General features: G+C 65.1%; 25 protein-coding genes and 1 tRNA gene. 4 read left to right on the forward strand and 22 right to left on the reverse strand.

Annotation, left to right across the window (positions count from 1 at the left end; translation table 11 throughout):
* From ACODTJ_RS02205 to ACODTJ_RS02225, 5 genes are all read right to left on the reverse strand, one after another.
* A partial coding sequence (locus ACODTJ_RS02205; RefSeq protein WP_488847508.1) for a DUF927 domain-containing protein occupies positions 1-1,635 on the reverse strand: 1,635 nt, incomplete at its 3' end.
* Between the two features lie 280 nt (positions 1,636-1,915).
* Positions 1,916-2,710, reverse strand: coding sequence for a hypothetical protein (locus ACODTJ_RS02210; protein WP_488847509.1), 795 nt, complete (start codon positions 2,708-2,710; stop codon positions 1,916-1,918).
* Positions 2,711-2,778: 68 nt separating this feature from the next.
* Positions 2,779-3,009 carry a helix-turn-helix domain-containing protein gene (locus ACODTJ_RS02215; protein ID WP_488847510.1) on the reverse strand — a complete coding sequence of 77 codons (231 nt, stop codon included), beginning with the start codon at positions 3,007-3,009 and terminating at the stop codon, positions 2,779-2,781.
* A gap of 74 nt (positions 3,010-3,083) precedes the next feature.
* On the reverse strand, positions 3,084-3,899 hold the full coding sequence (locus tag ACODTJ_RS02220; RefSeq protein ID WP_488847511.1) for a hypothetical protein: 816 nt from the start codon (positions 3,897-3,899) through the stop codon (positions 3,084-3,086).
* A complete protein-coding gene (locus tag ACODTJ_RS02225) occupies positions 3,865-5,091 on the reverse strand; it encodes a tyrosine-type recombinase/integrase (RefSeq protein WP_488847512.1) in 1,227 nt (408 codons plus the stop codon). Before ACODTJ_RS02225 ends, ACODTJ_RS02220 begins: the two co-directional genes overlap by 35 nt.
* A 364-nt stretch (positions 5,092-5,455) precedes the next feature.
* Between ACODTJ_RS02225 and ACODTJ_RS02230 the strand changes: the two genes are divergently transcribed.
* Positions 5,456-5,665: a hypothetical protein gene (locus ACODTJ_RS02230; RefSeq protein WP_454655613.1), complete on the forward strand. Its 210-nt coding sequence runs from the start codon at positions 5,456-5,458 to the stop codon at positions 5,663-5,665.
* 88 nt (positions 5,666-5,753) lie between these two features.
* A complete protein-coding gene (locus tag ACODTJ_RS02235) occupies positions 5,754-6,035 on the forward strand; it encodes a hypothetical protein (RefSeq protein WP_454655614.1) in 282 nt (93 codons plus the stop codon).
* Between the two features lie 76 nt (positions 6,036-6,111).
* Here ACODTJ_RS02235 and ACODTJ_RS02240 read toward each other — a convergent pair whose 3' ends face one another.
* Positions 6,112-6,324: a DUF2934 domain-containing protein gene (locus tag ACODTJ_RS02240; protein ID WP_454655615.1), complete on the reverse strand. Its 213-nt coding sequence runs from the start codon at positions 6,322-6,324 to the stop codon at positions 6,112-6,114.
* A 147-nt stretch (positions 6,325-6,471) separates the two neighbouring features.
* Complete coding sequence (locus ACODTJ_RS02245; RefSeq protein ID WP_454655616.1) at positions 6,472-7,494, reverse strand: bile acid:sodium symporter family protein; 1,023 nt, start codon at positions 7,492-7,494, stop codon at positions 6,472-6,474.
* 93 nt (positions 7,495-7,587) lie between these two features.
* On the opposite strand from ACODTJ_RS02245, the gene ACODTJ_RS02250 reads away from it, so the two are divergent.
* Entirely contained in the window at positions 7,588-8,487 is a 900-nt protein-coding gene (locus ACODTJ_RS02250; protein ID WP_454655617.1) for a LysR family transcriptional regulator, read from the forward strand.
* Here ACODTJ_RS02250 and ACODTJ_RS02255 read toward each other — a convergent pair.
* From ACODTJ_RS02255 to ACODTJ_RS02315, 13 genes are all read right to left on the reverse strand, one after another.
* Positions 8,484-10,493, reverse strand: coding sequence for a MacB family efflux pump subunit (locus ACODTJ_RS02255; RefSeq protein WP_454655618.1), 2,010 nt, complete (start codon positions 10,491-10,493; stop codon positions 8,484-8,486). The genes ACODTJ_RS02250 and ACODTJ_RS02255 overlap by 4 nt on opposite strands.
* On the reverse strand, positions 10,447-11,652 hold the full coding sequence (locus ACODTJ_RS02260) for an efflux RND transporter periplasmic adaptor subunit (RefSeq protein WP_488847513.1): 1,206 nt from the start codon (positions 11,650-11,652) through the stop codon (positions 10,447-10,449). Before ACODTJ_RS02260 ends, ACODTJ_RS02255 begins: the two co-directional genes overlap by 47 nt.
* A complete protein-coding gene (locus ACODTJ_RS02265) occupies positions 11,649-13,097 on the reverse strand; it encodes an efflux transporter outer membrane subunit (RefSeq protein WP_488847514.1) in 1,449 nt (482 codons plus the stop codon). The genes ACODTJ_RS02260 and ACODTJ_RS02265 overlap by 4 nt, the downstream gene beginning before the upstream one ends.
* Before the next feature lie 122 nt (positions 13,098-13,219).
* A complete protein-coding gene (locus ACODTJ_RS02270) occupies positions 13,220-14,653 on the reverse strand; it encodes an NAD-dependent succinate-semialdehyde dehydrogenase (RefSeq protein ID WP_454655621.1) in 1,434 nt (477 codons plus the stop codon).
* A gap of 266 nt (positions 14,654-14,919) precedes the next feature.
* The gene (locus tag ACODTJ_RS02275) at positions 14,920-15,735 is read right to left on the reverse strand and encodes an aspartate dehydrogenase (RefSeq protein ID WP_454655622.1); all 816 of its coding nucleotides are present in this window, start codon (positions 15,733-15,735) and stop codon (positions 14,920-14,922) included.
* Entirely contained in the window at positions 15,732-16,859 is a 1,128-nt protein-coding gene (locus ACODTJ_RS02280; protein WP_454655623.1) for an alpha/beta hydrolase, read from the reverse strand. Before ACODTJ_RS02280 ends, ACODTJ_RS02275 begins: the two co-directional genes overlap by 4 nt.
* Complete coding sequence (locus ACODTJ_RS02285; protein WP_454655624.1) at positions 16,846-17,547, reverse strand: ABC transporter ATP-binding protein; 702 nt, start codon at positions 17,545-17,547, stop codon at positions 16,846-16,848. The genes ACODTJ_RS02280 and ACODTJ_RS02285 overlap by 14 nt, the downstream gene beginning before the upstream one ends.
* Entirely contained in the window at positions 17,547-18,299 is a 753-nt protein-coding gene (locus ACODTJ_RS02290; protein WP_454655625.1) for an ABC transporter ATP-binding protein, read from the reverse strand. Before ACODTJ_RS02290 ends, ACODTJ_RS02285 begins: the two co-directional genes overlap by 1 nt.
* Complete coding sequence (locus ACODTJ_RS02295; RefSeq protein ID WP_454655626.1) at positions 18,296-19,318, reverse strand: branched-chain amino acid ABC transporter permease; 1,023 nt, start codon at positions 19,316-19,318, stop codon at positions 18,296-18,298. The genes ACODTJ_RS02290 and ACODTJ_RS02295 overlap by 4 nt, the downstream gene beginning before the upstream one ends.
* Positions 19,311-20,225 (reverse strand): branched-chain amino acid ABC transporter permease, encoded by a 915-nt coding sequence (locus tag ACODTJ_RS02300; protein WP_454655627.1) that lies wholly within the window; start codon positions 20,223-20,225, stop codon positions 19,311-19,313. Before ACODTJ_RS02300 ends, ACODTJ_RS02295 begins: the two co-directional genes overlap by 8 nt.
* A gap of 189 nt (positions 20,226-20,414) precedes the next feature.
* Positions 20,415-21,581, reverse strand: a complete 1,167-nt coding sequence (locus ACODTJ_RS02305; RefSeq protein ID WP_454658948.1) for an ABC transporter substrate-binding protein — start codon at positions 21,579-21,581, stop codon at positions 20,415-20,417.
* Positions 21,582-21,763: 182 nt separating this feature from the next.
* Positions 21,764-22,315: a 3-hydroxyanthranilate 3,4-dioxygenase gene (locus ACODTJ_RS02310; protein ID WP_454655628.1), complete on the reverse strand. Its 552-nt coding sequence runs from the start codon at positions 22,313-22,315 to the stop codon at positions 21,764-21,766.
* A gap of 33 nt (positions 22,316-22,348) precedes the next feature.
* Positions 22,349-23,323, reverse strand: a complete 975-nt coding sequence (locus ACODTJ_RS02315) for a dihydrodipicolinate synthase family protein (RefSeq protein WP_488847515.1) — start codon at positions 23,321-23,323, stop codon at positions 22,349-22,351.
* A 219-nt stretch (positions 23,324-23,542) separates the two neighbouring features.
* On the opposite strand from ACODTJ_RS02315, the gene ACODTJ_RS02320 reads away from it, so the two are divergent.
* Complete coding sequence (locus ACODTJ_RS02320; RefSeq protein ID WP_454655630.1) at positions 23,543-24,451, forward strand: LysR family transcriptional regulator; 909 nt, start codon at positions 23,543-23,545, stop codon at positions 24,449-24,451.
* Positions 24,452-24,647: 196 nt separating this feature from the next.
* Here ACODTJ_RS02320 and ACODTJ_RS02325 read toward each other — a convergent pair.
* Together ACODTJ_RS02325 and cpdR are read right to left on the reverse strand one after the other, a co-directional pair.
* A tRNA-Val gene (locus ACODTJ_RS02325) sits at positions 24,648-24,722 on the reverse strand.
* Between the two features lie 167 nt (positions 24,723-24,889).
* On the reverse strand, positions 24,890-25,249 hold the full coding sequence (gene cpdR / locus ACODTJ_RS02330; protein WP_038363805.1) for a cell cycle two-component system response regulator CpdR: 360 nt from the start codon (positions 25,247-25,249) through the stop codon (positions 24,890-24,892).
* Positions 25,250-25,296: the final 47 nt, after the last annotated feature.

The following is a 25,296-nucleotide window of genomic DNA, read 5'->3' on the forward strand; positions in this document are numbered from 1 at the left end:
GGGGTCAACATTGGACGCCGATCGGGGGGCAACTTTGCGGGCCGTTTGACACTCGGCTTCCAACGCCTGATCGATGGGACTGGCCGATACGTCTCGCAAATTGGGACGATGCTGACCAAACCAATTTCGGAGAAGGGCCAGCAGCTTTTCAACTTCCGCTTTCGACGCAGCCGGCGTGCCGGGTGCTTGTGCAACTGTAAGCCGGACATGTCCCGCCAGCGACGTTGCCAGCGCATTCGCGAGCTTTTCCCGATCCCAGGGGTGCAAACGAAATTTAATCGCAAGACAGCCGGTGGCGTAGATGATGCCGAAGCGGCGCAGAACGCGCTTTTTGCCCCCGCCACCCTCGTTCTGCTTCATAAATATTTCTTGCTTGCGCTTCAGGTACGCCACGCAGCCGTCACGGTCAGCAGCCAGCCAGGCGTTAAGCTTGCGCAGAAATCGGAGGCCGGTTGCTCCAGCGCATCGAACAGATCGGCTCTTCAGGCGCTCGCAGAACTCGCTAAGGTTTCTACTGTCATGAAGCTCCTCGACGGCGCTGTGCTCGGAAGGTAGCGGAATTTCGATCAACCGGTCCAAGATTGCGCGATCGACCGTCCTGCGATTGGCAACAGCTTTCGCTTGAACGGGCTGATTTGCCGATGTCAGCAACACGAGGCGGAAGCGTTCCGGCGCATGAGCAGAAGTTTGCCGCCCTCGCTCCGCGCCATCCGACAACAAAAACGCGAGTTGTTCGATTATATCGACGGGAGACCCAGCTCCGCGCAGACCGCGAAGATCATCAATGATAAGGCCGAGATCGTTGTGCGCGGCAAACAACTCTTCAAGGCTAGCGATCGTGTGATTCGCGATCTCTCCTGCGCCGAGTTGCCGAGCTCTGTCTACCCCTGGATGAGCGCCCCATTGACTTGATGCAGCGACAAGCCAGGACGATTTTCCGGACTCCGGCGTCCCGACAACGCAAAGCGCAAAATTCTCCTCCGCCATCGGTAGCAGCAACGGGGATGCGAGCGCAGCCGCGGCTAACGTAATGCCGAGCGAGTTACCGCAGCACAGCTCGCCAGCATCATCCAGCCAATTCCTTGCAGTACCCAGAATACGGAACTTCTCGTGATACCGAGCTTGTTTCTCCGGCGACCTGAACTCGATGTTTCTCCCAGCATCCCCAATCAGGCCCGAAGGGTGAACGAAGCTTTCCAGGGCAGCAGTCCAACCGGGTTTTGCCAGGACCGAAAACGACGGTTTGTCACCCGCGCAATCTTCGAGGGCAGCTTGGAGCCTGCTCTTGGACTCGGACTTGAGCTGCGGGGCCCCAGCCTTCGCCAGCCACTCGTAAAACGCACCATTTCGTGCGGCCAGTTGAGCAGCGGGGACGGCTTGAACGACCGCTGCCGAGCCACGACCAATCTTCAAGAGGTAGTGTAGTTCACCGGTTTCACTTCGACCGATCCCTCCACAAGCCACCTGTTGCGCGACCTCGACGAACGTCATGTTTCGGTATCGCGTGGCGTTGTCGAATGGCGTGAACGGTGATGGTTGGTAACGCGCTGCTGTTTGGGAATGGGCTGTGTCGTGGCGAGAACTCCGAAGGAGACGATTGCCAGCAATCGGATTTCGAGGACGGGCGCGTTTCATGATGCTGATCCTTTTTGAAGCGGAAAGCAGATCAATGTCGTGACGACAAAACGCTCTACGAGCGGTCTCAAACGGAGTTTGAGACGCGTAGCGAGTGTCATCACGAATTCAAGGACAGAAGCTATAGAAGCGCTTGAAAGCGTCGATTACAGCGTCAATGCAGTGAGTGGGTATGCGCAGGAGCAGTAATAGGGACTACACTGCACCGCGTTGCGGCCTACTAATGTGCACAGGGCTACTGTGTGACGACGTCGTCATGTCGTCACGGCTTTTAGGTCGATCAGTACACTACGATCCCGTCGCCACGATGCTTGCAACCGACGAGGAACGGGAAAGCCGAGAACGAGTGACGCAGCAACAATCGCGCCAGAATTCTCGCTTGCCGTGATGGCAAGGAACGTGACGCGGAGCGCGATGGACCGGTGCGATCGAGCGGCCAGTCTAGTAGCGAGAATTTCTGTATGTAGGTGCAAAGGCCGATCAGGTTGTCCACGGGCTTCGTATGCACGGGCCGAATGAGCGGAACCGTCTTCTTTGAACGCGAGCGGAAATCGTCCAAAGCCTCCTTGGGCGGCGCCCGCATGATCAGATGCAGATGCGGCACCCATCCTTCGTCCGGCGTGTGCCGCGCGAATTCGGTTCCGCCGATCGTGACCGTCGAGCCAAGCCCACACCGGCGCAATTTCTGACGGATGTTGTCGTGGAACGCCCCGATCGAGAAATAGCGCAGCTCTTTGTCATCAACCGGGCTATCCAGGATGGTGACGAATTGCAGAATGTCGTTCCCATTCGGCAGCGTCTGCAAGACATCGCGGCCGAACAGGCGCCGATATGCACGGGCACACTTCGGGCATATCGTCAGCCCGCATGCTTCTTCCCCAATCATGCAACGATCGATTGCTTCGACCGCTTCGCAGATGATCTGGGATTTCGAACCCGCAAGCCGCTTCTTGGCACTTTGCCAGGCGCGAACTACGTCTTCTGATGTTTCAAAACGCTCCCGTCGAGGCAGATAGTCGGGTCGGAGGAACGCCACGTCGTAGCGGCTTGGAATCTCGCTTTTAGCGATTTTCATGATGTTGAGCTTCTTTACATAGGTTTCTCGGACCATATCGTTTACGCAGGTACGCGTTCGATAGGCCGCTATGGAGAGCCGCGCGGCAGAGACACCATGAATCGTCGTAGATCATCCATCAGGATGATTGTTCGCGATCCGAATTTTCGCGTATCGAGTTGTTTGGCGGCAATCGCGCGATACAGCGATGCGCGGCTAAGACCGCAGTATCGGCAGGCCTCTCTTATCGACATCGCGACCGGAACTGCCGCGATGTTCGGAGTGGAAACATTGTCCATATTTGCCTCGGTGTGTGTCATGTCGTCTTTTTACGATCATGACACCGAGGTCGTCTATTTTAGATTTGACGCTTATTACTCGCGCTATTTGAGTTTCAGGCGTCGACTTGACCGGAATTATCTTTGCCGATTTTGTTCATCGAATGCACGATTTCTTTGATGCGAACCTCATTGCATTTTATTTCCAGAAGAGAGTTGCTCGCCGATCTATCCTCAAGCCAATGCAGCATCCTACCCGATATGGCTTTCACGGCTAGTCTATTCTTAAATGGCGTAAAATATTTAAGAAGCTCAAGCCAAAACTCATCTGGCATGGCACTTGGCACCCGCCCGGTCTTTTGCTTCGGCAAGCCGTTGCGGCCGCCGATATATGATTCGATCTCGGCTCTCGTCACGCGAGCGAGATATTTCTTTGTGGTCGGATGAGCAAGCGCAGCAAGCAGCTCATCTAGTTTGTCGCTGATTTCTTCGGGATTTTGCGCCATTCCTCCTGCCGGATTCGTACGCAACCACAGCGCTAAATCAGGATAATCCGCTTCAAACGCCGCGCCGTCGTCAATGACCCCGAATTTATGCAGGAATTTTCGGGCAGAGACGACCTGCATCGCAACATGCGGAAGCATATTCTGGTACTTTACGGCGAGCCAATTCAGAGGATGAGGGCGCGGCAAATCATCTTGTGTGATTCCGACCCAATAGGTTTTCGGGATCGGCATTCTGCCGTACTCGGTGATGATGAATGCCGTCATGCCTCCATTCGATAATATTTCGAGCAAAACGCTTGAATCAAAATCCTCGTCGCGTTTTCTGATTAATCCAACAGCGGTGCCCAATCCTATCGTGTGTCGTAGGCTGTTTCGCTTGATGTTCGTGCTCTTATTTCTTGCTTTTTGATTTTCGTCGATCGCCATGCCGAAGTGCGCCCTTGCTGCAGAAATCTGCCCAGTCTTCCATCATTTTTTTGCGGCGCTCAAACATGTCGCCACGCCGATAGGCGGCTTCGACCCTGTCGCTGACAGTATGCGCCAGCGCCATTTCGGCCATTTCGTTCGGATAAGTCGTTTTCTCGGCTACCCAGTCGCGGAAGGTCGAGCGAAAGCCGTGGGCGGTGAGGTCGGGGCGCTCCATGCGTTTGAGTAGCGCGAGCAGCGCCGCGTTCGAGAGCGCCGATTGTGATTGCTCTGCCTTGAACACGATCCCGGTTCGTGGTTTCGGCAATGCGGAGAGGATTCCGATCGCTCGTTTCGAGAGCGGGACTCGATGTTCCCGGCCAGCTTTCATTCTTTCGGGCGGAATCGTCCAGACCTGCTTTTCAAGATCGACTTCGGACCAGTCCGCTCGAATTATCTCCCCGGTTCGCGCGGCGGTTAGAATCAGAAACTCAAGAGCGCGGGCGGCATTCGCAGCGCGGGCGCGCAGAGCCCCTATGAAGGCAGGAAGCTCAGCGTAGGGCAGCGCGGCATGATGCTCAACCTTTTTGACGCGCGTGCGGGCCGGCAACAAGGCGTCGAGATGCCCACGCCAGCGCGCGGGGTTCTCGCCAGAGCGAAAGCCGCGCACCGCCGCCCAGTCGAGAATCGCTTCGACCCGCCCCCTGACCCGGCTTGCCGTTTCCGTCTTCTTCGTCCAGATCGGCTCCAACGCCAGCATGACCAAGCTTAAGTCGATCTCATCGACGGGACGCTCGCCGAAAATCGGTTGAGCGTAGGTTTTGAGTGTCGCCCGCCACTGCTCGGCATGTTTTTTATTCCGCCACCCTGGAGCATGCGCCTTGATGTAAGCGTCCGCACACCACTCGAACGTTGGTTGTGTATTGGTCTCGGAGGCAGCGAGGCGGCTTTTGCGCTCTTCGATCGGGTCCTTGCCGTTGAGCAAGGCTTTGCGGCACTCAAGCGCCGCCTGACGAGCCTCCGCCAATGAGACCGTATGCAAAGGGCCTAATCCCATCGCTCGGGCCTTTCCCTTCAGCATGAAGCGAAATAGCCACGATTTTCCGCCGGTCGGACCGACTTGCAGATACAGCCCGCCCCCGTCAGCCGTCAGCCCCGGCGTCGCAGCGTTGCGAACCGCGAGCGCGGTCAGGATATTCAGGCGGCGCGCCATCGATCTGACTCACAAGATGACTCACAATGTACGATGAGATGTACCGGTACGCCCTGATACGTGTCTAGACAAAATCATACAAAAATTCGCCGAAACAGGGCCTCTTGAGACACTTCGAGACGCAAGGGTACGGCGGAGGCGGACTCCCTGTCCGCCACTCTCTATCGCCCTGCGATCATCGTACGATTCACAATCCGGCGCGAAGCCTCGGCCCTGCCGGTGACGTGCTGTCGCTTGCCGCGACGATTTTCCTCGCCAGTGATCGCACCCGAGGCCGCCGGCCTCTGGTGGACGGGAGCGAACGAGGTTGAAGCGCAGGTGAGGTTAGGCCTTAATCGCCGCCTCCACAGCAAGGAGAAACCCAATGCGATTGGCGCTCGCCATCATCACCTTGGCTCTCACCGGCTGCAATGGCACGCCAGAGTCCAATCATCCCACCCGCGACTATACCGTCGGAACGGCGCAATGTTCGAAATTCGGCTGGGGCACGTCCCAGATGGCCGAATGCCTCGACCGCGCCGCTGAGCGGCAGTCGGCGACGGTTTCGCAGGACCGCACAGGTGAGGCCGGATAATTCCCGGCGGCAGGCGGCCAGAATCGCGCTGCAGCATGCGTATGCGACGGGGTTGCACCTTGCCGTCAGGCGCGGCAAAGATAAACGCATGATCAGGACATTGATTGCCGCCAGCCTGGTTGCCGTTCTGGCCGCCGGCTGTGTCTCACCCCGGCCTCAGCCTGTGCAGCAGACTGCGGCTCCTTCTGCCAAGCGTATCGTCCGCGACGGCGCACAACTCGCGTTGCCGGACGGAACACGTGTCACGCCGGATTATACCGGCGGCTTCACGTTGCCGAACGGCGACTATGTGAAGCGCGAACGCGGGGCGTTGGTGTTGCCTACGGGCGCGCGCTGCCAGCCCGACGCGATGGGGTATGTCTGCCCCTGAGGCTGAGGCGCCGCATGGCGGCGCTTGCCTGACAGCTATTTTGCTTGTCGTCGGCCCATGGCGGCCGGCTTGGCGATCAGGCCGCGTCGGAGGCCTGCTGACGCTTCTTTGCCGAACCCGTTCCGGAATCGCTGGATTCGTCGAGGACGTGGTTGTGGCTGCGGAAGGCCCAGATTTCCTTGGCGGCTTCCCAGTGCTCGCGGTCGCGACCCTCGGGCTGTCCGTCCTTGATCCAGAGATCATAGGCGATCTTCCGGATTTCGTGCTGGGTCTTGTCGTCCTGCTTCATGTCTCGCCTCCATGATCGCTCCCCGATGAGCATCGGGGAATCCTGGTTTGAGAGGGCGCCGGCTTCGCCGTTCAGGGGAACAACCTGCGGACCGGCCGGGTTGTTCCCGCGCGCGATGAATGATGCTGCCAGTAGCGGGTGGCAGGCTCACGCCTTTGCGGTGACCAACGCCGCTTCGTCGGACGTTTCCGGCTGCGGATGGACCGGGCGGCGCGCATAGCGCTGAGCGAGGACCGCGCAGGCGAAGAGCTGCGCCTGATGGAACAGCATCAACGGCAGCACGATCAGGCCGAGCGCCTGGCCGGGAAACAGGATGTTCGCCATCGGAATACCGCTCGCCATGCTCTTCTTAGAGCCGCAGAAGACGATGGCGATCTCGTCCTCCTTGGAGAAGCCGAGGCGCCGACTGGCGAAGGTGGTGGTCGCCAGCACGGCGGCGAGCAGGACGACATCGAGCGCCATGATCAGGCCGAGATCGGCGAGCGTGACCTGCGACCAGATGCCGGCGGCCATGCCTTCGCTGAAGGCGGCATAGACGACGAGCAGGATCGAGCCGCGGTCGACCAACGAGATCGGCGCTTTGTGCCGTTGCAGGAACGGCCCGATCCAGCGGCGCAGCAATTGACCCGCGACGAAGGGCAGCAGGAGCTGGAGCGCGATGCTTTCGACGGCGCGGGTGCTGAAGCCGCCGCCTTTCGAATCGAGGAGCAGCACGACCAGCAGCGGTGTCAGAACCATGCCGAAGAGGTTGGAGACCGAGGCGCTGCACAGGGCCGCGGCGACATTGCCGCGCGCGATCGAGGTGAAGGCGATCGAGGATTGCACGGTCGAGGGCAGGATGCAGACGAAGATCAGCCCGGCGATCAGCTCGGACGGCAGGACGCCGGCGAAGACGCGGGTGAGCACGAGGCCGAGCAGGGGGAACAGCACATAGGTGCTGGCGAAGACCAGCGATTGCAGGCGCCAGTGCAGTAGGCCTTCCCAGACCGCCAACGGCGACAGCCGTGCGCCATAGAGGAAGAACAGCAGCGCGACCGCAACCGAGACGGCGTCATTGGCGACCACGGCTCCGGCGCCATGGGCGGGGAAAACGGCCGCGATCGCGACCGTCGCCATCAGGGCGATCAGGTAGGGATCGATGCCGAAGCGGGCGAGGGTGCGGCGGAGCATGGTGGTCCTTCCGGTGCGGTGCCGCGTTGTAATCCCTTGCCGCCTCATTGTGATCCATGTTGGTTTCGATATCGGCTATCATGGATTATGATGATGCTTGATCCCGATCCGAAGCCACTCGATCCCGTCCTGCTGCAGAGCTTCCTCAAGGTCTGCGAGACGCTGAGCTTCACCGAGGCGGCGGGCCAGCTCGGCCTGCGCCAGTCCTCGGTCAGCCAGCATGTCGCGCGGCTGGAGAAGCGGCTGGGCCGGCGCCTGCTGGAGCGCGACACCCATGGCGTGCGTCCGACGCCGGATGCTGACGCGATCCTGCCCTTTGCGCGGCAGGCGCTGGAGGCGGGGCAGCGGATCGAGCGCTATCTCGCCGGCTCGACCCTGCGCGGGCGGCTCCGGCTCGGGGTTTCCGAGGATTTCGCCTATACGGCTCTGCCGGAGATCCTGGCGGCCTTCGCCATGCAGCACCATGCGGTCGATCTGGAGCTGACTGTGGGGCTGAGCGGCCTGCTCTACGAGCAATATGACGCGGGCGAACTCGACCTGATCTTCGCCAAGCGGCGCAAGGGCGACGCGCGCGGCGAGGTCGCCTGGCAGGAGCGGCTGGTCTGGGCGGGCAGGCCGGGCGCGCGGCTTGCCGAGCAGCCGGTCGTCCCGCTCGTGCTTTATCCGCCGCCGAGCATCACGCGGGTCCATGCGATCGAGACGCTGGAGCGGGCGGGCCGCTCCTGGCGCGTCGCCTGCACCAGCGGCAGCCTCGCGGGTCTGCGCGCGGCGACGGTGGCCGGGCTCGGCCTCACTGCGCATTCGGCCCGCCTGATCCCGCAGGGTCTCGCCGAGGTTGAGCCGCGCGAGGCGCTGCCGCCGCTGGGTACGATCGAGTTCGTCGTCATCGGTGGCCAGTCGCACCAGGCGGCGGCGCGGGCGCTGGCCGATGCTATCCTCGCGAGTGCGGGGCGGCTCATGCCGGAAGCGCCGCGACGCGGAGCGCGCAGCTAGTCCCGCGCCAGAGCCGCGACCGGATCGAGCTTCGCGGCGTTGCGCGCCGGCAGGAAGCCGAAGGTCAGGCCGATCAGCGTCGAGCAGGCGATGGCGACGGCGAAAGCCTCGCCCGAATAGATGAACCGCATCTGCGAGCCCGAGGCCTCGAAGCCATAGCCGATGGCCAGCGCCAGCCCGATGCCGAGCGCGCCGCCGATGAAGCAGACCAGCGAGGCCTCGATCAGGAATTGCTGCATGATATCGCTGCGGCGCGCACCGACCGCCATGCGCAGGCCGATCTCGCTGGTGCGCTCGATCACCGAGACCAGCATGATGTTCATCACGCCGATGCCGCCGACCAGCAGCGAGATGACGGCGATCGAGGAGATCATCAGCGTCAGCGTCTGGGTCGTGGCGGTGATGGTGTTGCGGATCTCGTCCTGGTTGAAGATGAAGAAGTCCTTGGCGCGGTGGCGATGGGTCAGGAGCTCCGTAACCGCCTCCTGAGCCGCCGCCATCGGGGTGTCGTCGTCGACGCGCAGCGTGATCGAGCGCAGTGAGAGATCGCCGAGGAATCGGCCCTGCACCGAGGTGTAGGGCATGAAGACCTGCGGGTTCTGGCTGCCGCCGAAGCCGCCCTGCTGCTGGCGCATCACGCCGACGATGCGGCTGGGCACGGTGCCGATCAGGAAGACCGTGCCGATCGGGTTGGCCGTGCCGTTCGGGAAGAGCACGCCGAGCGTATTCTCGTCGATGACGACGTCCTGCGCCAGCGTGCGGACATCCTCGGCGGTGAAGAAGGAGCCGCGCGTCAGCACGCTGCCGCGCACGTCGAAATAGCGCTCGCTGACGCCGTTGACGAGCGCCGACGCCTCGACATTGCCGAGCCGGATCGTCGCGCTGGTCGAAACCGTCGGCGTCACGCTCGCGGCATAGGGCTGGGCCGCGAGGACCTGCGCGTCGAGCACGGTCAGGGTCCTGACCCGGCCGGAGCGCGTGTCGCCGAAGCCGGCGCCGGGGAATATCTCCAGCGTGTTGGTGCCGAGGCCGGAGATGTTCTGGAGCACGTTCTGCTTGGCGCCTTCGCCGAGCGCGACGACGCTGACCACGGCGGCGATGCCGATGACGATGCCGAGCATGGTCAGCGTCGTACGCAGCTTGTGGGCGGTCATGGCCCGCACCGCCATGCCGAAGGCTTCCTTGAGCCGGCCGAAACCGGCGCGCAGCAGTCCGGCCGGGGCCGGCACGGGGGAGGGCGGCGGCACGGCTTCCGAGCGCGGCGCGGTGCGCCGGTCGTCGATGATCCGGCCATCGCTGAGCTCGATGATGCGATGGGCGCGCGCCGCGACATTCATGTCGTGGGTGACGAGGATGACCGTGTGGCCCTCGCGGTTCAGCTCCTCGATCAGCGCGAGCATCTCCTCGCCGCTTTTGCGGTCGAGCGCGCCGGTCGGTTCGTCGGCGAGGAGGACGCGGGCGCCGTTCATCAGGGCGCGCGCCACCGAGACACGCTGCTGCTGGCCGCCGGAGAGTTCGGAGGGCCGGTGCGTCGCGCGCGAGGCTAAGCCCAGCCGCTCCAGCAGCATCGCGGCGCGACTCTGGCGCGGGCCGGGCGGCACGCCGGCATAGATCGCGGGCACTTCGACATTGGCGAGCGCGGTCAGTTCCGAGAGCAGGTGGTAGCGCTGGAAGACGAAGCCGAAATATTCGCGCCGAAGCCGGGCCAGCTCGTCCGGGTCGAGGTCCCGCGTCGGCCGGCCGTCGATCTCGTAGCTGCCGCCGGTCGGGCGGTCGAGGCAGCCGATGATGTTCATCAAGGTCGACTTGCCGGAGCCGGATTGACCGACGATCGCGACCATCTCGCCAGCTTCGATGACGAGATCGGCGCCGTCGAGCGCGGCGACGGCGGCCTCGCCCTCGCCGAAATCGCGCCGGACGCCGGCGAGGCGGATGAGCGGCTTGCCCGTCACGGGCGCCTCAGAAGCCAAAGGGCGAGCGCCGGGCGCGCGTCGGGCGCGTCGCATCCGGGCCGCCGCTGCTGCGGGTGGTGACGACGCGCTCGCCCGCTTTCAGGCCGGAGGTGATCTCGACCACGATCTTGTTGTCGAGCCCGGTCGTGACCTTGCGCTGCTCCGGCTTGCCGTCGGGGCCGAGCGCATCGACGAAGGCGTTCGGCCCGCGACGTCGTACGGCGGTCGAGGGCACGGTCAGGACATTCTGCGCCCGGCCGACGATGACGGTGACCTGCGCCGTCATCGAGGTCAAAAGTCGCCCTTCGGGGTTCGGTACTTCGAACAGCGCGTTGTAGTAGACCGCGCTCGTGCTGGCGGCGGAGGACGAGCTGCTCGCGCTGGAGGAAGACGTCATATTCTGCGTCTTCAGGGTGTCGGGCGCCGGCTCGACATAGGAGATCTTGCCCGGGAAGCGCCGCTCGGGCGCGCCGAGCACGCTGAAATAGACTTCCTGCCCGGCCTTGACCCGGAGCACGTCGGCTTCCGAGATCTTGGCCTTGACCGTCATGGTCGAAACGTCGCCGAGCACCACGACTGTCGGCGCGGATTGCACCGCATTCACCGTCTGGCCTTCCTGCGCGACGATGGCGAGGACGGTGCCGGGGCTCGGCGCCGTGATGCGGGTATAGCCGAGCTTGGCGCGGGCATCCTCGACCTTGACCTGGCTCGACTGGATCTGCGCATCGAGCGACTCGATCTGGGCGCGGGTCACGCTCACCGTCATCTCGGCATTCTCGAAGGCGTCGCGCGAGACGGCGTTCTGGCCGATCATCTGCTTCTGGCGGGCGAGCACGGCCTGGGCATAGGCGAGGCTAGCGCCGCGCTCGGCGCGCTGGGCCTTCAACGCCGCGAGATCGGCCTCGGCCGAGCGCAGCGCGTTTTGCTGGGTGATGCCGTCGATCTCGGCGATCAGGTCGCCGGTCGCGACATTGTCGCCGAGCTTGACCTTGAGCGAGACGATGCGGCCGGTCGCCTGCGCGCCGACGCTGACCTGCCGGACCGGCTCCAGCGCGCCGGAGGCGAGCACGGCCTCCTCGACATTGCCCATCACCGCCTCGGCGCTGGGCAGGCTGACGGTCTCGGCCGGCGAGGGCTGGCGGGCCTGCCACCAATAGTAGCCGCCGGCGGCCGCGAGGATCAGGGCGGGGAAAAGAAGGCGGCGCAGCCTCATGGTTGCGGCTCCTCGACGGGAAGAATGCGCAGGCGCGGACCGGTCTCGGCGTCAACGACGGCCGGGGCCGAGACATTGACAGGCCGGAGCCAGCCGCCGCCCAGCGCCTTGTTGAGCGCGATGAAGCTCGTCGCGAGCGCGACCCGGCTCTGGATCAGCGATTCCTCCGATGCGTAGAGCGTGCGCTGGGCTTCGAGCACGTCGAGGAAGCTCGCCGTGCCCGCCGTATAGAGCGCGCGGGAAAGCCGCGCGGCTTCGCCGGAGGCGCGGGCGGCTTCGGTCAGGCTGCCGAGCCTGAGCCGCTGCTGGCGCAAGCCGACGAGATTGTCCTCGACATCCTGCAGCGCGGTCAGCACGGCGAGCTTGAGCGCCGCATCCTGCTGATCGCGCCGGGCGCGGGCCGCATCGACCGCTGCCGCAAGCTCGCCGCCGTTGAAGATCGGCACGCTGAGGCTCGGGCCGATCGACCAGCCGATGGCGCTGTTCTTGGCGAGATCGCCGAGCTTGAGCGCCGAGGTCGAGATATTGCCGGTCAGCGAGACCGAGGGATAGCGATTGGCCTCGGCCTGGCCGATCCGGGCGGTGGCCTGCGCGAGTTGGCGCTCGGCCGAGCGGACATCGGGGCGGCGGCGCAGCACGTCGGCCGGGATGCCGGAGCGTGGCGGGGCGGGCGTACCGGGCACTGCCGCCGTGCGGTTGAAATAGCTGGCCATCGCAGCCGGCGGGCGGCCGGTCAGCACGGCGAGCCGGTGCTGGCTCTGGGCGAGCGAGGCTTCGAGCGAAGGGATCTGCGCTTCGGTGCTGGCGGCCTGGGCGGTTGCGCGGGCGGTGTCGATGGCGGAGATGTCGCCGGCCTGGAAGCGGGTGCGGGTCAGCGCCTCGGTCTCGCGCTGGGTCTTCGCGGTGCTGCGGGCAAGCACGATCCGCGCCTGCAGGCCGCGTGCCTCGACATAGGTCGAGGCGACATCGCCGATCAGCGTGAGCATCACCGTATCGAGATCGTCGAAGGCGGCATCGGTACCATAGGTCGCAGCCTCGACGGCCCGGTCGCGCGCGCCGAACAGGTCGATCTCCCAGGAGGCGTCGAAGCCGGCGCGGAAGCTGTTGCGGGTGACCGTCGACGAGCGCGAGCGCGTGGCCGAGGCGCCGCCATCGATCTGCGGGAAGAGCGCGCCGACGGCCTGCTCGCGCGCGGCACGGGCCTCGCGAATACGGGCCTTGGCCTGCGCGACGTCGAGATTGCCGGCGATGGCCTGATCGATCAGCGCTTTGAGCGTAGGGTCGCGGAAGCCGCGCCACCATTCGCTGGGCCGGGGCGACGCTTTGCCGGTCGCCGCTGCGTTCCAGCGCTGCGGCAGGTCGAGCGCGGGCGGCGCATAGTCCGGCCCCACAGCACAGGCGCCGAGGCTCAACGCCAGCAGAGACAGGAGGGGAATGCGAATCATCGCGGCCAGAATGCCGGGAAAACCCGGAGCCGCCAGCTTTCCACCCCGTCCATGCGCAATATTTCGTCCCTATGGCATTCCTGCCAGCAGGATAACTGGTCAGCCTGTCCGGCGCATTGCGGCTAGATGACCATCCTGTGAGACAGGGTCTTCACGGTCATGTAATGCGCCAGCCCCTCGGCGCCACCCTCGCGTCCATAGCCGCTATCCTTGACGCCGCCGAAGGGCACTTCGGCGACGGAAGCCTCCAGCGTATTGATCGAGACATTGCCCGCCTCGATGCCCTCCGCGAGCTGGTCGGCGCGGGCGGCGGAGTGCGTGAAGCCGTAGGCCGCGAGGCCGAAGGGCAGGGAATTGGCCTTCTCGATCGCTTCCTCGACCGTGCGGACGGGGTTGATGATCGCCATCGGGCCGAAGGGCTCCTCGCGCAGCGCGCGGGCATCGTCCGGCAATTCGGTCAGGACGGTGGGCGGAAAGAAATAGCCGCGATTGCCGAGGCGCTCGCCGCCGGTCAGGACGCGTCCGCCACGGGCTCGCGCATCGGCGGTGAGCGCTTCCAGCGCCTCGATGCGGCGGTGATTGGCGACCGGGCCCATCTCGGTTCCGGCATCGAGGCCGTTGCCGACCGTTACAGCCTGAGCCTTCTCGACGAAGGCCTTGGTGAAGCGCTCATAGATATCCTGCTGCACGAAGAAGCGCGTCGGCGAGGTGCAGACCTGGCCGGCATTGCGGACCTTGCGGGTGGCGGAGAGATGGGCTGCGGCGATGGGGTCGACATCGTCGCAGACGATGACCGGGGCATGGCCGCCGAGCTCCATCAGCACCGGCGTCATATGGCGCGCGGCCAGCTCCGAGAGATGCTTGCCGACCGCGGTCGAGCCTGTGAAGGCGACGAGCCGGGTCTGCGCCTGTGGAATCAGATAGCTGGAGATTTTCGCGGGCACGCCGAAGACGAGGTTGAACACGCCGGGCGGCACGCCGGCATCGTGCAGGGCGCGCGCGATGTGGAGGGCGCCGGCCGGGGTCTCCTCGGCCGCCTTGATGATGATCGAGCAGCCGGCCGCGAGCGCGCCCGCGATCTTGCGGCAGGGCTGGCTCATCGGGAAATTCCAGGGCGAGAAGGCCGCGACCGTGCCGACCGGCTGGTGCATCACGACGTAGCGGATGCCGGGCTCGCTCGGGATGACGCGGCCATAGGCGCGTTGGCCCTCGGCTGCATCCCATTCGAAGAACTCGCAGCCCCGGACGACTTCGAGCCGGGCCTGCGCCAGCGGCTTGCCATGCTCCAGCGTGATCGCATAGGCGATCTCCTCGACACGCCCGCGCATCAGCGCGGCCGCCTTCAGCATGATCTCGCCGCGGGTGCGCGGGGCCATGCGGCTCCAGACCCTGAAGCCCGCGTCGGCAGCCGCCAGCGCATCGTCGAGATCGGAGTGCGAGGTGAGCGGCACCGCGCCGATGACGCTCTCGTCGGCCGGATTGATGACCGGCTGCTCCTCCGCCGTCTTCCGCCAGGCGCCGCCGATATAGAGCTTGAGATCGGGATAGGTCGTCATGGAAGCCTCGGCTGGCGATGCGTTCAGCGGTCTCTGCGCGGCGTGTCCGCCGGTCTCGATGGGGACCATAGGTGGCGGGTCATTCTGTGATCCAGTCGGCTAAATCAGATAAATTCAGATTGTTATGGTTATGAATGGTGCGAGCCACCCTCTTGTCATTCCGGACAAGCCGCAAAGCGGCGCAGATCCGGAATCCACCCAAGGCGCGGGGCCCCGTCGTGGATTCCGGGTCTCCGCTTCGCTGCGCCCGGAATGACAAGAAAAGGTCAGCGCACCAACGTGCGCACGCGGTTCTCGATCAGCCTGACCAGCCCCAGCGCCGTCATTTCCGAGGATTTCGGGTTCGTGGCGAGCGGGCGGTTCTCGATGGCGATGTCGAGCCTGCCGAAGGCGCCGCGCGCGCTGAGTTGGTGGCCGTTACCTCCGGCGGCTGGGTCGGCGACGAGCTCGACGCGGGTGCGGTCGAGCCCGATGCCGGCGAGCGCCGAGACCACCGCGACATTGGCGTTCTGCGGAAAGCGTGAGGCGGCTTCGCGGGCGGTGCCGGAGAAGAAGGTCGTGGCCTCGGTGATCTGATCGAGTGCGATCAGGCTCTCGGCCGAGGTCCCGCGCCAGGCGGCCGACGGCTTGACGATGCGGTGGATGACTTCGTCGAGTGGCAGCAGGGAGGCGGCTGCGATGCCGTCGATGCCGGCGAGCGCACCGGGTGGGATCAGGAGCTGACTGCCCCGGCTTTCGGCGGCGGCGATCAGTCGATCGAGCAGGGCGTCGTCGCAGAAGGCGCTGGTCGAGGCGACGGCGAAAGCGGGGGCATGCGCGAGCGCGGCCTCGCCCCAGATGCCGACAGCCTCGCGCCCGGCGGCCTCGACGATGAGATCGAGGTCGAGATCGGCCAGTTCGTTCGGGGTCGTGATCAGCTTCGCGGCGGCCGGGATGTCACCTGCGGCGGTTGGATTGCGGACGGCGACAACGATGATGTTGATGTCGCCTTTGCCCCTCTCCGCGAGTAGCTCCGCGACGCGGCGATTGATGGCGCCCCAGCCGATCAGGGCGAGGCGCAAGGGTTTGGCAGGGCGGGTCATGGACCCTCCGCCGTGCGCAAGGCGAGATCGAGCAGGGCGCCGCCGTTCAGGCCTTCCAGCATGCTGAAATGATGGCCGGGGCAGATCAGGGGGGCCGGCGCCTGCCACGTTGCCGCAAGTGCGGCCGATTGCGCCTTGAAGGCGTCGCTCTCGCCCTCTCCGACAGCGAAGGCGATCCGCGTGGATTGCGGGCGTGGCTGGGCGATGGGGCTGAGCCTTTTGGCGCGGGTGGCATCGTCGAGCCCGAGCAAGCGGCCGAGTGGGAGGTGGCCGAGGGGGTCGAGGTCATAGAGGCCGGAGAGCAGCAAGGCCGAGGCGACTGGCGGAGCGTTCTCTGCGCAGAGCACCATGGTGGCGAGATGTCCCCCGGCAGAATGGCCGGAGACATGCAAACGCGCCGGGTCGAGCCCTAGCGCGTCGGATTCGCGGACGAGGAAATTCAGGGCGGCCACGCTCTGAGCGAGGCTTGTTTCCAGCGGCGTATCCGGCGCCAGCCCGTAATTGGGCATGGCGACGGCATAGCCGGCGTCGAGCAGTCCTTGCGAAAACTGGGCATGCTGGGCCTTGTCCGAAGCCTGCCAGTAGCCGCCATGGATGAAGACGAAGATCGGCGCGCGTGTCACTCCGGCTGGGCGATAAAGGTCGAGCCTCTCGAAGCGGCCCGGGCCATAGGCGAGATCGGCGGCGCCATGGCGGGCGCGGAAAGCCTCGCCATCGCGGCTCCATTGCCGGAACAGTGCCTTCATGTCGGCTTGCAGGCGCGGGCTGTACTGCCGGCCGAGTTCGCGCAGGCTGTAGCCATCGACGAGCGTATCGGGCAGCGGCTGCGCGGCGGCATGGCTGGCGCGGATCGTCAGGCCGGCTTCGGCCCTCGGTTGGAGCCGGATCGACGGGCGGAAGCCGGCGAAGGTTTCGCGATAGGCGAGTTCCACCGTATGGCGGGAGAGATGGAAAGCGTCGGGCCTGTCGGTTTCCCAGACCATCTCGCGCAGGTGATGCGGGCCGCAGCCGGCCGTTACGAGCCCGGCGAGAATGTCGCCCAGCGCATCGCGCAAAGCCTCGACCGGGTCGTTCTCGGCGCTGTGCGCGACGATCTCGTGAAGGTCCGTTTCAGACGCCGACATAGCGATGCATCAGTTCCGCATTGGCCGCGAGGTCGGCGCTGGAGCCCGACCAGACCGTGCGGCCCTTCTCGATGATGTAGTGCCGGTCGGCGATGCGTTTGAGCACATTGATATTCTTGTCGATCAGCAGGATCGACTGTCCCTGTGCCTTCAGCGCCTCGATGCAGCCCCAGATCTCGGCCCGGATCACCGGAGCCAAGCCTTCGGTCGCCTCGTCGAGGATCAGGAGCTTGGGGTTGGTCATCAGGGCTCGGCCGACCGCGAGCATCTGCTGCTCGCCGCCCGAGAGTGTGCGGGCCGACTGGCTGGCGCGTTCCTGCAGGCGGGGGAAGAGGGCATAGACCCGTTCCAACGTCCAGGGCGAGGAACGTTTCAGCCGGTTCGAGGCGGTGGCGACGAGGTTTTCGCGCACGGAGAGTGTCGGGAAGACCTGCCGGCCTTCGGGCACGAGGCCGATGCCGCAGCGGGCGATCTTCTCGGGCGCGATGCCGCGGACGTCCTGGCTCTCGAAGCGGATGTCGCCGCCCTTCGGCGCCAGCAGTCCCATTATGGAGCGCACCGTCGTGGTCTTGCCCATGCCGTTGCGGCCGAGCAGGGTCACGACTTCGCCCTCCGCGATGTCGAGCGCGACGTCGAACAGCACCTGGCTCCGGCCATAGGCGGATTGCAGGTTGCGCACGCTCAGCATCAGGCGTCTCCCTCGCCGAGATAGGCGGTGCGAACCTCCGGATTGTCGCGGATCTCTTCGGCCGTGCCGGTGGCGATGACGCGGCCATAGACCAGAACGGAGATGCGGTCCGCCAAGGCGAAGACCGCCTCCATGTCGTGCTCGACGAGGAGCATGGTGACGCGGCCCTTCAACGCGGAGAGCATCGCCACCATCTGCTCGCTTTCAGCATGGCCCAAGCCCGCCATCGGTTCGTCGAGCAGGAGCAGGCGCGGCTCGCAGGCGAGGGCGATCGCGAATTCGAGCTGCTTCTGCTCGCCATGGGAGAGATCGGCGACCTTGATTTCGGCGCGATGGCTCAGGCCCGCCGTCGCGAGATGCTGGCGGGCGCGGGCCCGCAGGCTCTCGTCGCGGCGCGCATTGCCGAGGAAGCGGAAGCTGTGGCCGTCATGGGCCTGCACGGCGAGCGCGACATTGTCGAGCATCGTGAAATCCGGCAGGAGCTGGGTGATCTGGAAGGTGCGGGCGAGGCCGCGCCGGACGCGCTGGGCGGTCGGCAGGGCGCCGATATCCTCGCCCGATAGCGTGATCGCGCCTTCGTCATGCGAGAGTTCGCCGAAGAGCTGGGTCAGCAGCGTGGTCTTGCCGGCGCCGTTGGGGCCGATCAGCGCATGGATCTCGCCGTCGCGCACGTCGAGGTCGACCCCATCGGTAGCAATGAGCCCGCCGAAGCGCTTGCGCAGGCCGCGCACGGAAAGAAGCGTCGCGGTCATGGCGCGCTCCTGCCGAGGCCGAGGCGAGCGAGCAGGCCGTTGAGCCCGCCTTGCGTGAAGAGCACGACAAGCAGCAGGATCGGCCCAAGCACGAGCTGCCAATGCTCGGTCCAGCTCGTCAGCACGGTCTCGAGGATGACGAGGGCGGCGGCGCCGAGCAACGGGCCGAGCAAGGTGCCGACGCCGCCGAGGATGACCATGATCATCAGCTCGCCGGACTTGGTCCAGTGCAGCATGTCCGGGCTGACGAAGCGCAGGTAGTTCGCCATCAGCGCGCCCGCGAGCCCTGCGCCCATGCCGGAGATGACGAAGGCCGCGAGCTTGTAGCGATAGGGGGCGATGCCGATCGCGGCCATGCGCCGCTCGTTCTGGCGGATGCCGGCGAGAACCATGCCGAAGCGCGAGCCGACGATGCGCCGGAGCGCGAGGAAGACCAGCGCCGCGATGACAAGGCAGATGAAATAGAAGGTCACGTCGTCGCGCGTGTTGAGGTCGAACAACGCATTGCGGCGGCGGATCGTCATGCCGTCATCGCCACCATAGGCCTTGAGCGAGACGAAGAGGAAGAACAGCATCTGCGCGAAGGCGAGCGTGATCATGATGAACTGCACGCCGCTGGTGCGGAGCGACAGCGCGCCGATGATGCAGGCGAAGAGGCCGGCGACGAGGATCGCGGCGGGCAGCGTGATCAGCAACTGGTCCGTGCCGGGGATGAAGCCGAGGAAGAGCGCGTCGTCGGCGAAGGTCCGGTAGAGGATGCCGACGGCATAGCCGCCGATGCCGAAGAAGGCGGCGTGGCCGAATGAGACCATCCCGCCGAAGCCGAGCGCGAGGTTCAGGCTGGCGGCGGCGATGGCGTAGATCAGGACGCGTGTCGCCAGGGGCACCAGTGCCGGCTGGCCGAGTGCTTTGACGATGAAGGGCAGGGCGATCAGCGCGACGGCGAGCAGGAGCAGCGTGACGATGCGGCCCGGTGCGGGCGCGGCCGAGTCCGTGTTGGTGATGGCGTTCTCAGACATGGGCGGGGAAGAGTCCCTTGGGCCGCACCAGCAGCACGATCGCCATCAGCAGGTAGATGCCCATCGAGGCGAGGCCGGCGCCGAGCGCATCGGCCTCGGACCCTGTCATGACATGGCGCAGCAGGCCGGGTGCGAAGGCACGCAGGGAGGTATCGACGAGGCCGACGAGCAGCGCGCCGAAGAAGGCGCCGCGGATCGAGCCGACGCCGCCGATGACCACGACGACGAAGGTCATGATCAGGATCTGCTCGCCCATGCCGACCTGCACGGCGAGGATCGGCCCGGCCATCAGCCCGGCGAGGCCGGCGAGCAGCGCGCCGAGCCCGAAGACGGCGGTGTAGAGCAGGCGGATATCGACGCCGAGCGCGCGCACCATCTCGCGATGGGTAGCGCCGGCGCGGACCAGCATGCCGACGCGGGTGCGGTTGATCAGGAGGTAGAGGCCAAGCGCCACGAGCAGGCCGACGGCGATGATCGCTAGCCGGTAGACCGGATAGGTCAGGCCGGGCAGGAGCTGCACCGAGCCGTTCAGCGCCGGGGGAACCGAGACGAAGAGCGGCTGGCGGCCGAAGAGCAGCGTCACGCTCTGGTTGAAGATCAGGATCAGCGCGAAGGTCGCCAGCACCTGGTCGAGATGGTCCCGCGCATAGAGCCTTCGCAGCACGACGAGTTCCATGACCATGCCGATGAAGGCGGCGGCGGCGAGGCCTGCGAGCACAGCAATCAGGAAGGAACCGGTCTGCGCCGCGGCGAAGGCGGCGGCATAGGCGCCGACCATATAGAGCGAGCCATGGGCGAGGTTGATCACGCCCATGATGCCGAAGATCAGCGTCAGTCCGGCTGCGAGCAGGAACAGCATCACGCCGAACTGCAGGCCGTTGAGCAATTGTTCGAGAACGAGCGTCATTGTTTTTGAGGCTAGAGTGCGCCGCCTTCGGGTAGAAACACCGGGGTTATTCCAGTTTCGTCATGCTCGCCCTTGTGGCGAGCATCCACGCCTTGAACACCGATCTCGATGAAGGAAGACGTGGATGGTCGGGACAGGCCCGACCATGACGAAAACGTAAGCGGCCTTGGTCGTGAACCGGTGTGGTCCTCAGAGCTTGCAGTCCTTGGCGTAGACGTCGCCATGGTTGCTCAGCACCTTGGTGCCGGTGGTCTTGAGCACCGGCGTGCCGTCGGCGCCCTTCTCGACCTTGAGCGCGTACCAATCCTGCACCGGGTGCTGGTTCGGGCCGAACTTGAAGGCGCCGCGGACCGACTGGAAATCGGCCTTGGCCAGCGCGGTGCGCAGGGCTGGCACGTCGGTCTTGCCACCGGTCGCCTTCAGGGCGGAGGCGATGGCGAGCGCGGCGTCGTAGCCCTGGCTGGCATAATAGGTCGGGGCGCGGTTATGGGCCTTGGTCCAGGCCTCCATGAACTTCTTGTTGGCCGCGTTGTCGAAGTCGGAATTCCAGTGCGCGGTGACGCTGAGGCCGAGCGCGGATTCGCCGACCGCCTTCAGCGTGGTGGCGTCGAGCGAGGGCTCGGCCAGCACCATCGGCGTCTTGCCGAGCAGGCCGGCCTGCTGGTACTGGCGCAGGAAGGCGATGCCGAGGCCGCCGGGGTGGAACTGGAAGACGACGTCGGGATTGGCGGCGCGGATCTGCGCCATCTCGGGAGCGAAGTCGGTCTGGTCGAGGCGGGTATAGACCTCGCCGGCGATCTCGCCCTTGAACATGCGCTTGAAGCCGGTCAGCGCGTCCTTACCGGCCTGGTAGTTCGGGGCGAGGATGAAGGCCTTCTTGTAGCCGAGATTGGTGGCGTATTGCCCGGCGCTCTCGTGCAGGCTGTCATTCTGCCAGGAGACGACGAAATAGTTGGCGTTGCACTCCTTGCCGGCGAAGTTCGAGGGCGCGGCATTGGGGCTGACATAGAGCGCGCCGGAATCGACGATATCGGGCACGGTTGCGCCAGCGACGTTCGAGAAGACGATGCCGGTCAGGATCTTGATGCCGTCGGTCTTCAGCATCTTCTCGGCGATCTGCTTGCCCTGGCCGGGTTTCAGCGCATCGTCCTCGACGACGAGCTCGACCGGCACGCCGCCGAGCTTGCCGCCCTCCAGGTCGATGGCGAGCTTGAACGCGTCGCGGATGTCCTGGCCGAGATAGCCGCCGGGGCCCGAGAGCGTGGTGATCATGCCGATCTTGACCGGCTGCTGGGCCAGCGCCGTGGAGGCCGCCAGCGTCGTCGCGATGCCGAAGAGCAATCCGCGCAGTTTCATCATGGACTCCAGTCGTTCCGTTTTGCCTCTGAGATGGTTCGACGCGGCGTTTCTGCGCCGCCGCGCTTAGGCCTGTTCCCGCGCAACATCACCGCGCCCCGAGCGGGACGCAAGGCGCCGCTGCCCGTTATCCAAGCACGGACTTCCCCTCTGCGGGGAGCCCGTCTTTCGGTGCGGCACGCTTAGAGAGCAACCCAGCCGGCCGGCGGCTTGCGGCCGGGATGGAGCGCGCCGCAATGCTTGCAGGTGCGCGCCTTCTCGTCCGCGAAGAAGGCTTCGTAGAGCGGCGGCAGGTCCTTCACGAGGTCCCCGACGGTGACCTCGATGCGGTGCACGAGGCCCTGGCATTCGAAGCAGTACCATTCGAAGCCGTCGACCTGGCCGGCATGGCGCGCCGGCTCGACCACGAGCCCGATCGAGCCTTCCTGCGGGCGCTGCGGGGAATGGCGCACATGCGGCGGCAGCAGGAAGACGTCGCCCTCGCGGATCGTCACGTCGTAATGCTTCCCGTTGTCGACCAGCTTCAGCATCATGTCGCCCTTGAGCTGGTAGAAGAACTCCTCCACCGGGTCGTCATGATAGTCGGCGCGCTGGTTCGGCCCGCCGACGACCATTACGGTCATCTGGCCGTCGTCGAACACCTTCCTGTTGCCGACCGGCGGCTTGAGAAGGTGTTCGTTCTCCGCGATCCACTTCTTGAAGTTGAAGGCCTTGAGCCGTCCTTCGGTCGCCATGGTTCCCACTCCCGTCCTTATTCGTGAAATCGATCAGCCGGCCTTTGCGAGCGGCGCCTTACCGAGGCCGCAAGCCTCGAAAGCGGCGCGCGTCGCGGCCTTTTCGGCCTCGGTCAGCTCCAGCATCGGCGGACGAACGCGTCCGCCGACCTGCCCGAGCAGCTCCTGCCAGTATTTCTGGTGGGAATGCGGCTTCTCGGCAGGCCTTGTGCCGCGCAGCGCCTCGCGCACCGGGTTCAGGCTGTCGCGGATGGCGCGGGCCTTCTCGGCCTCGCCGCGGAAGGCGAGGTCGGTATAGTCGCGCATGCGTCGGTCGTTCGCCGTCTGTATCAGGTAGGGCGGCGGTGAGCAGAGATAGAGTTGCCAGCCGAGCTCGAGGATGTTGTCGAGCCATTCCTCCTCGGACGCCGTGCTGACCAGGATGCGGTCGCCGGCCAGCCGCGTCAGCTCCGCATACATCGGACGCGGCACGCTGTACTTGATCGCGACGACGTTCTCGATATCGGCGAGCCGGTTGCAGAGCTGCGGGCTCATCAGATAGCCCGAATCCGGGTGGCTCCAGAGCGCGATGCCGATATCGACCTTCTCGGCGATGGTCCGGTAGTACTCGTAGAGCGTCTCGTCCTGCGCCTTGAAGAAATGCAGGATCGGTGCGTGCACGACGATGTAGTCGGCGCCGATCTTCTGGGCGTGCTTCGCCAGATCGATGACGACGTCCATGTTCTGGTCGGAGCAGGACATGATGGTCTGGCCGCGGCCGGCCGAGGCCTTGACCGCCAGCTCGAAATTGCGCTTGCGCTCCTCTAGCGACATCGAGAAGAACTCGCCCTGCTTGCCGGCGATGAACAGCCCGTCGATCTTGAGGTCGTCGAGCCAGTGGCGGATGTTCTGCCTGAAGCCGTCCTCGTCGATCGCGAGGGTATCGGTGAAGGGCGTGAGCGCGGCCGCCCAGATGCCCTTCATATGGGCGCGGGCATAGGCCTTGGCGTCCTTCTTGGCGTATTTCATTAGGCCGGCTCCCGCATTCCGGAGCGGCTCGGACAAAGCGGGCATCGTGAAGCGAGGCAGGTCCGCGCTCTCATCCGAAATGCCCTTGCCCGACACCCTCTCCCAGGCAGCCCGGCATGCATGCCGGGCGATGAGGGATGATGGCATGAGAGCCGGGGTATACGGCAACTCGTAACATTCGTATGAATTTGGAACCTATCCTTATAAATCGGGGCATCGATGGCGATTACGCTGCGCCAGATTCAGGCCTTCCTGGCCGTGACCGAGCAGGGCACCTTCACCAAGGCGGCCGAGCGCCTGAACATGGCTCAGCCGGCGCTCTCCCAGCTCGTGCGCGATCTGGAGCGGGAACTCGGCATCCGCGTGCTCGACCGCACGACGCGCCGGGTCGAACTGACCGAGGGCGGGCGCGAATTTCATGGGGCCGCGCTGAAGATCGTGCAGGACCTCGATACGGCTGTGTTGAACGCGAACGGGCTCGCTGAACGCCGCCGAGGTCGCATCGTGGTGGCGGTGCCGCCCTTGCTCGCGGCGGTGATCATGCCGCCGACGATCGTGGCGCTGCAGCAGAAATATCCCGGCCTGCAGGTCGCGATCATCGATGCGCGCAACGACCTCGTCGTCGAGGCCGTGCGTTTCGGCAAGGCCGATTGCGGCGTCGGCACCTTCCCGGCGCTCGACGACACGATCGAGCGCACGACGCTCGCCCGCGACAGCCTGATGCTGTTCTGCTGCCGGGGCAGTCGCTTCGCCGCATGCGATTCGGTGGCGTGGCGCGATCTCGCCGACGAGCCGCTGGTGACGCTGACCCGCGACAGCGGCATCCGCCTGCTCGCCGAGGTCGGCTACGAGACCGCCGAGATCACGCTGAAGCCGGCCTATGAGGTGACGCAGATCACGACCGCGCTGGCGCTGGTCGAGGCCGGGCTCGGCATCGCCGTGCTGCCGACCTATGCGCGGGCGGTGGCGCCGAAATCGGTGCTGGTGCGGCCGTTGGCGGAGCCGTCGATCGCGCGGGATATCGTGATGATTCGCCCCGGCGGCCGCTCGGCCTCGCCGGCGCTCTCCGCCTTCGAGGCGCTGCTGCGCCGCTTCGTGCGCCAGCTCGCGCCGAGCGAAGCGGATTGAAGAAGCGTGCGCATCACACGTCATTGCGAGGAGCGTCAGCGACGAAGCAATCCAGGGGGACCGGGCTGAACCGTTCGACCCAGTCCTCCTGGATTACTTGGCTGCGCTCGCAATGTCGGCGAGGGGAGAGGCCCGAAAAGCAAAAAAGGCCGCCCGGTAAGGCGGCCTTTCGTCCCTGTATTGCAAGGGCATCAAATGGTGGGCGCGACAGGGATCGAACCTGTGACCCCTACGATGTCAACGTAGTGCTCTCCCGCTGAGCTACGCGCCCGTCGCCGCCGTGAGGTGGCTTCCGGAAGCGTGTCCGGGCCGTGTGGGCCGCGTTCACGCTGCGAGTGAGGGGGCTATAGCGGCTCGCTTTGCGGGTGGCAAGGCGTTTGCCGCATAAATTCTCACGAGACTGTTGGCATCTGCATTCGCGCGATGCCAAACGGCCGCTCAGGCGGCCAGCAGCTTCTCGACCTCGTTGACGAGCTCGCGCAGGTGGAAGGGCTTGGAGAGCACCTTCGCATCCTTCGGCGTCTGCGAATCGGGGTTCAGCGCCACGGCAGCAAAGCCCGTGATGAACATCACCTTGATGTCGGGGTCGAGCTCGGTGGCGCGGCGCGCCAGCTCGATTCCGTCCATCTCCGGCATGACGATATCCGTCAGCAGGAGCTCGAACGGCTCCTCGCGCAGGCGATTATAGGCCGACAGGCCGTTATCGAAGGAAGCGACGTCGTAGCCTGCGTTCTGCAGGGCCTTGACCAGGAAGCGACGCATATCGTTGTCGTCTTCGGCGAGCAGTATCTTCGTCATGGGCCTGATCTGTCGTCCCTGAGGCCTGTGTTTCTATAACGTCTGGC

It is taken from the genome of Allobosea sp. FG18 (assembly GCF_057809495.1).

Excerpts from the sequence above, each read along its gene's own strand:
- ACODTJ_RS02210 (WP_488847509.1), bottom strand. The coding sequence starts at position 2,710 with ATGAAAATCGCTAAAAGCGAGATTCCAAGCCGCTACGACGTGGCGTTC.
- ACODTJ_RS02215 (WP_488847510.1), bottom strand. The coding sequence starts at position 3,009 with ATGACACACACCGAGGCAAATATGGACAATGTTTCCACTCCGAACATC.
- ACODTJ_RS02220 (WP_488847511.1), bottom strand. The coding sequence starts at position 3,899 with ATGGCGATCGACGAAAATCAAAAAGCAAGAAATAAGAGCACGAACATC.
- ACODTJ_RS02225 (WP_488847512.1), bottom strand. The coding sequence starts at position 5,091 with ATGGCGCGCCGCCTGAATATCCTGACCGCGCTCGCGGTTCGCAACGCT.
- ACODTJ_RS02230 (WP_454655613.1), top strand. The coding sequence starts at position 5,456 with ATGCGATTGGCGCTCGCCATCATCACCTTGGCTCTCACCGGCTGCAAT.
- ACODTJ_RS02235 (WP_454655614.1), top strand. The coding sequence starts at position 5,754 with ATGATCAGGACATTGATTGCCGCCAGCCTGGTTGCCGTTCTGGCCGCC.
- ACODTJ_RS02240 (WP_454655615.1), bottom strand. The coding sequence starts at position 6,324 with ATGAAGCAGGACGACAAGACCCAGCACGAAATCCGGAAGATCGCCTAT.
- ACODTJ_RS02245 (WP_454655616.1), bottom strand. The coding sequence starts at position 7,494 with ATGCTCCGCCGCACCCTCGCCCGCTTCGGCATCGATCCCTACCTGATC.
- ACODTJ_RS02250 (WP_454655617.1), top strand. The coding sequence starts at position 7,588 with ATGCTTGATCCCGATCCGAAGCCACTCGATCCCGTCCTGCTGCAGAGC.
- ACODTJ_RS02255 (WP_454655618.1), bottom strand. The coding sequence starts at position 10,493 with ATGCGACGCGCCCGACGCGCGCCCGGCGCTCGCCCTTTGGCTTCTGAG.
- ACODTJ_RS02260 (WP_488847513.1), bottom strand. The coding sequence starts at position 11,652 with ATGAGGCTGCGCCGCCTTCTTTTCCCCGCCCTGATCCTCGCGGCCGCC.
- ACODTJ_RS02265 (WP_488847514.1), bottom strand. The coding sequence starts at position 13,097 with ATGATTCGCATTCCCCTCCTGTCTCTGCTGGCGTTGAGCCTCGGCGCC.
- ACODTJ_RS02270 (WP_454655621.1), bottom strand. The coding sequence starts at position 14,653 with ATGACGACCTATCCCGATCTCAAGCTCTATATCGGCGGCGCCTGGCGG.
- ACODTJ_RS02275 (WP_454655622.1), bottom strand. The coding sequence starts at position 15,735 with ATGACCCGCCCTGCCAAACCCTTGCGCCTCGCCCTGATCGGCTGGGGC.
- ACODTJ_RS02280 (WP_454655623.1), bottom strand. The coding sequence starts at position 16,859 with ATGTCGGCGTCTGAAACGGACCTTCACGAGATCGTCGCGCACAGCGCC.
- ACODTJ_RS02285 (WP_454655624.1), bottom strand. The coding sequence starts at position 17,547 with ATGCTGAGCGTGCGCAACCTGCAATCCGCCTATGGCCGGAGCCAGGTG.
- ACODTJ_RS02290 (WP_454655625.1), bottom strand. The coding sequence starts at position 18,299 with ATGACCGCGACGCTTCTTTCCGTGCGCGGCCTGCGCAAGCGCTTCGGC.
- ACODTJ_RS02295 (WP_454655626.1), bottom strand. The coding sequence starts at position 19,318 with ATGTCTGAGAACGCCATCACCAACACGGACTCGGCCGCGCCCGCACCG.
- ACODTJ_RS02300 (WP_454655627.1), bottom strand. The coding sequence starts at position 20,225 with ATGACGCTCGTTCTCGAACAATTGCTCAACGGCCTGCAGTTCGGCGTG.
- ACODTJ_RS02305 (WP_454658948.1), bottom strand. The coding sequence starts at position 21,581 with ATGAAACTGCGCGGATTGCTCTTCGGCATCGCGACGACGCTGGCGGCC.
- ACODTJ_RS02310 (WP_454655628.1), bottom strand. The coding sequence starts at position 22,315 with ATGGCGACCGAAGGACGGCTCAAGGCCTTCAACTTCAAGAAGTGGATC.
- ACODTJ_RS02315 (WP_488847515.1), bottom strand. The coding sequence starts at position 23,323 with ATGAAATACGCCAAGAAGGACGCCAAGGCCTATGCCCGCGCCCATATG.
- ACODTJ_RS02320 (WP_454655630.1), top strand. The coding sequence starts at position 23,543 with ATGGCGATTACGCTGCGCCAGATTCAGGCCTTCCTGGCCGTGACCGAG.
- cpdR (WP_038363805.1), bottom strand. The coding sequence starts at position 25,249 with ATGACGAAGATACTGCTCGCCGAAGACGACAACGATATGCGTCGCTTC.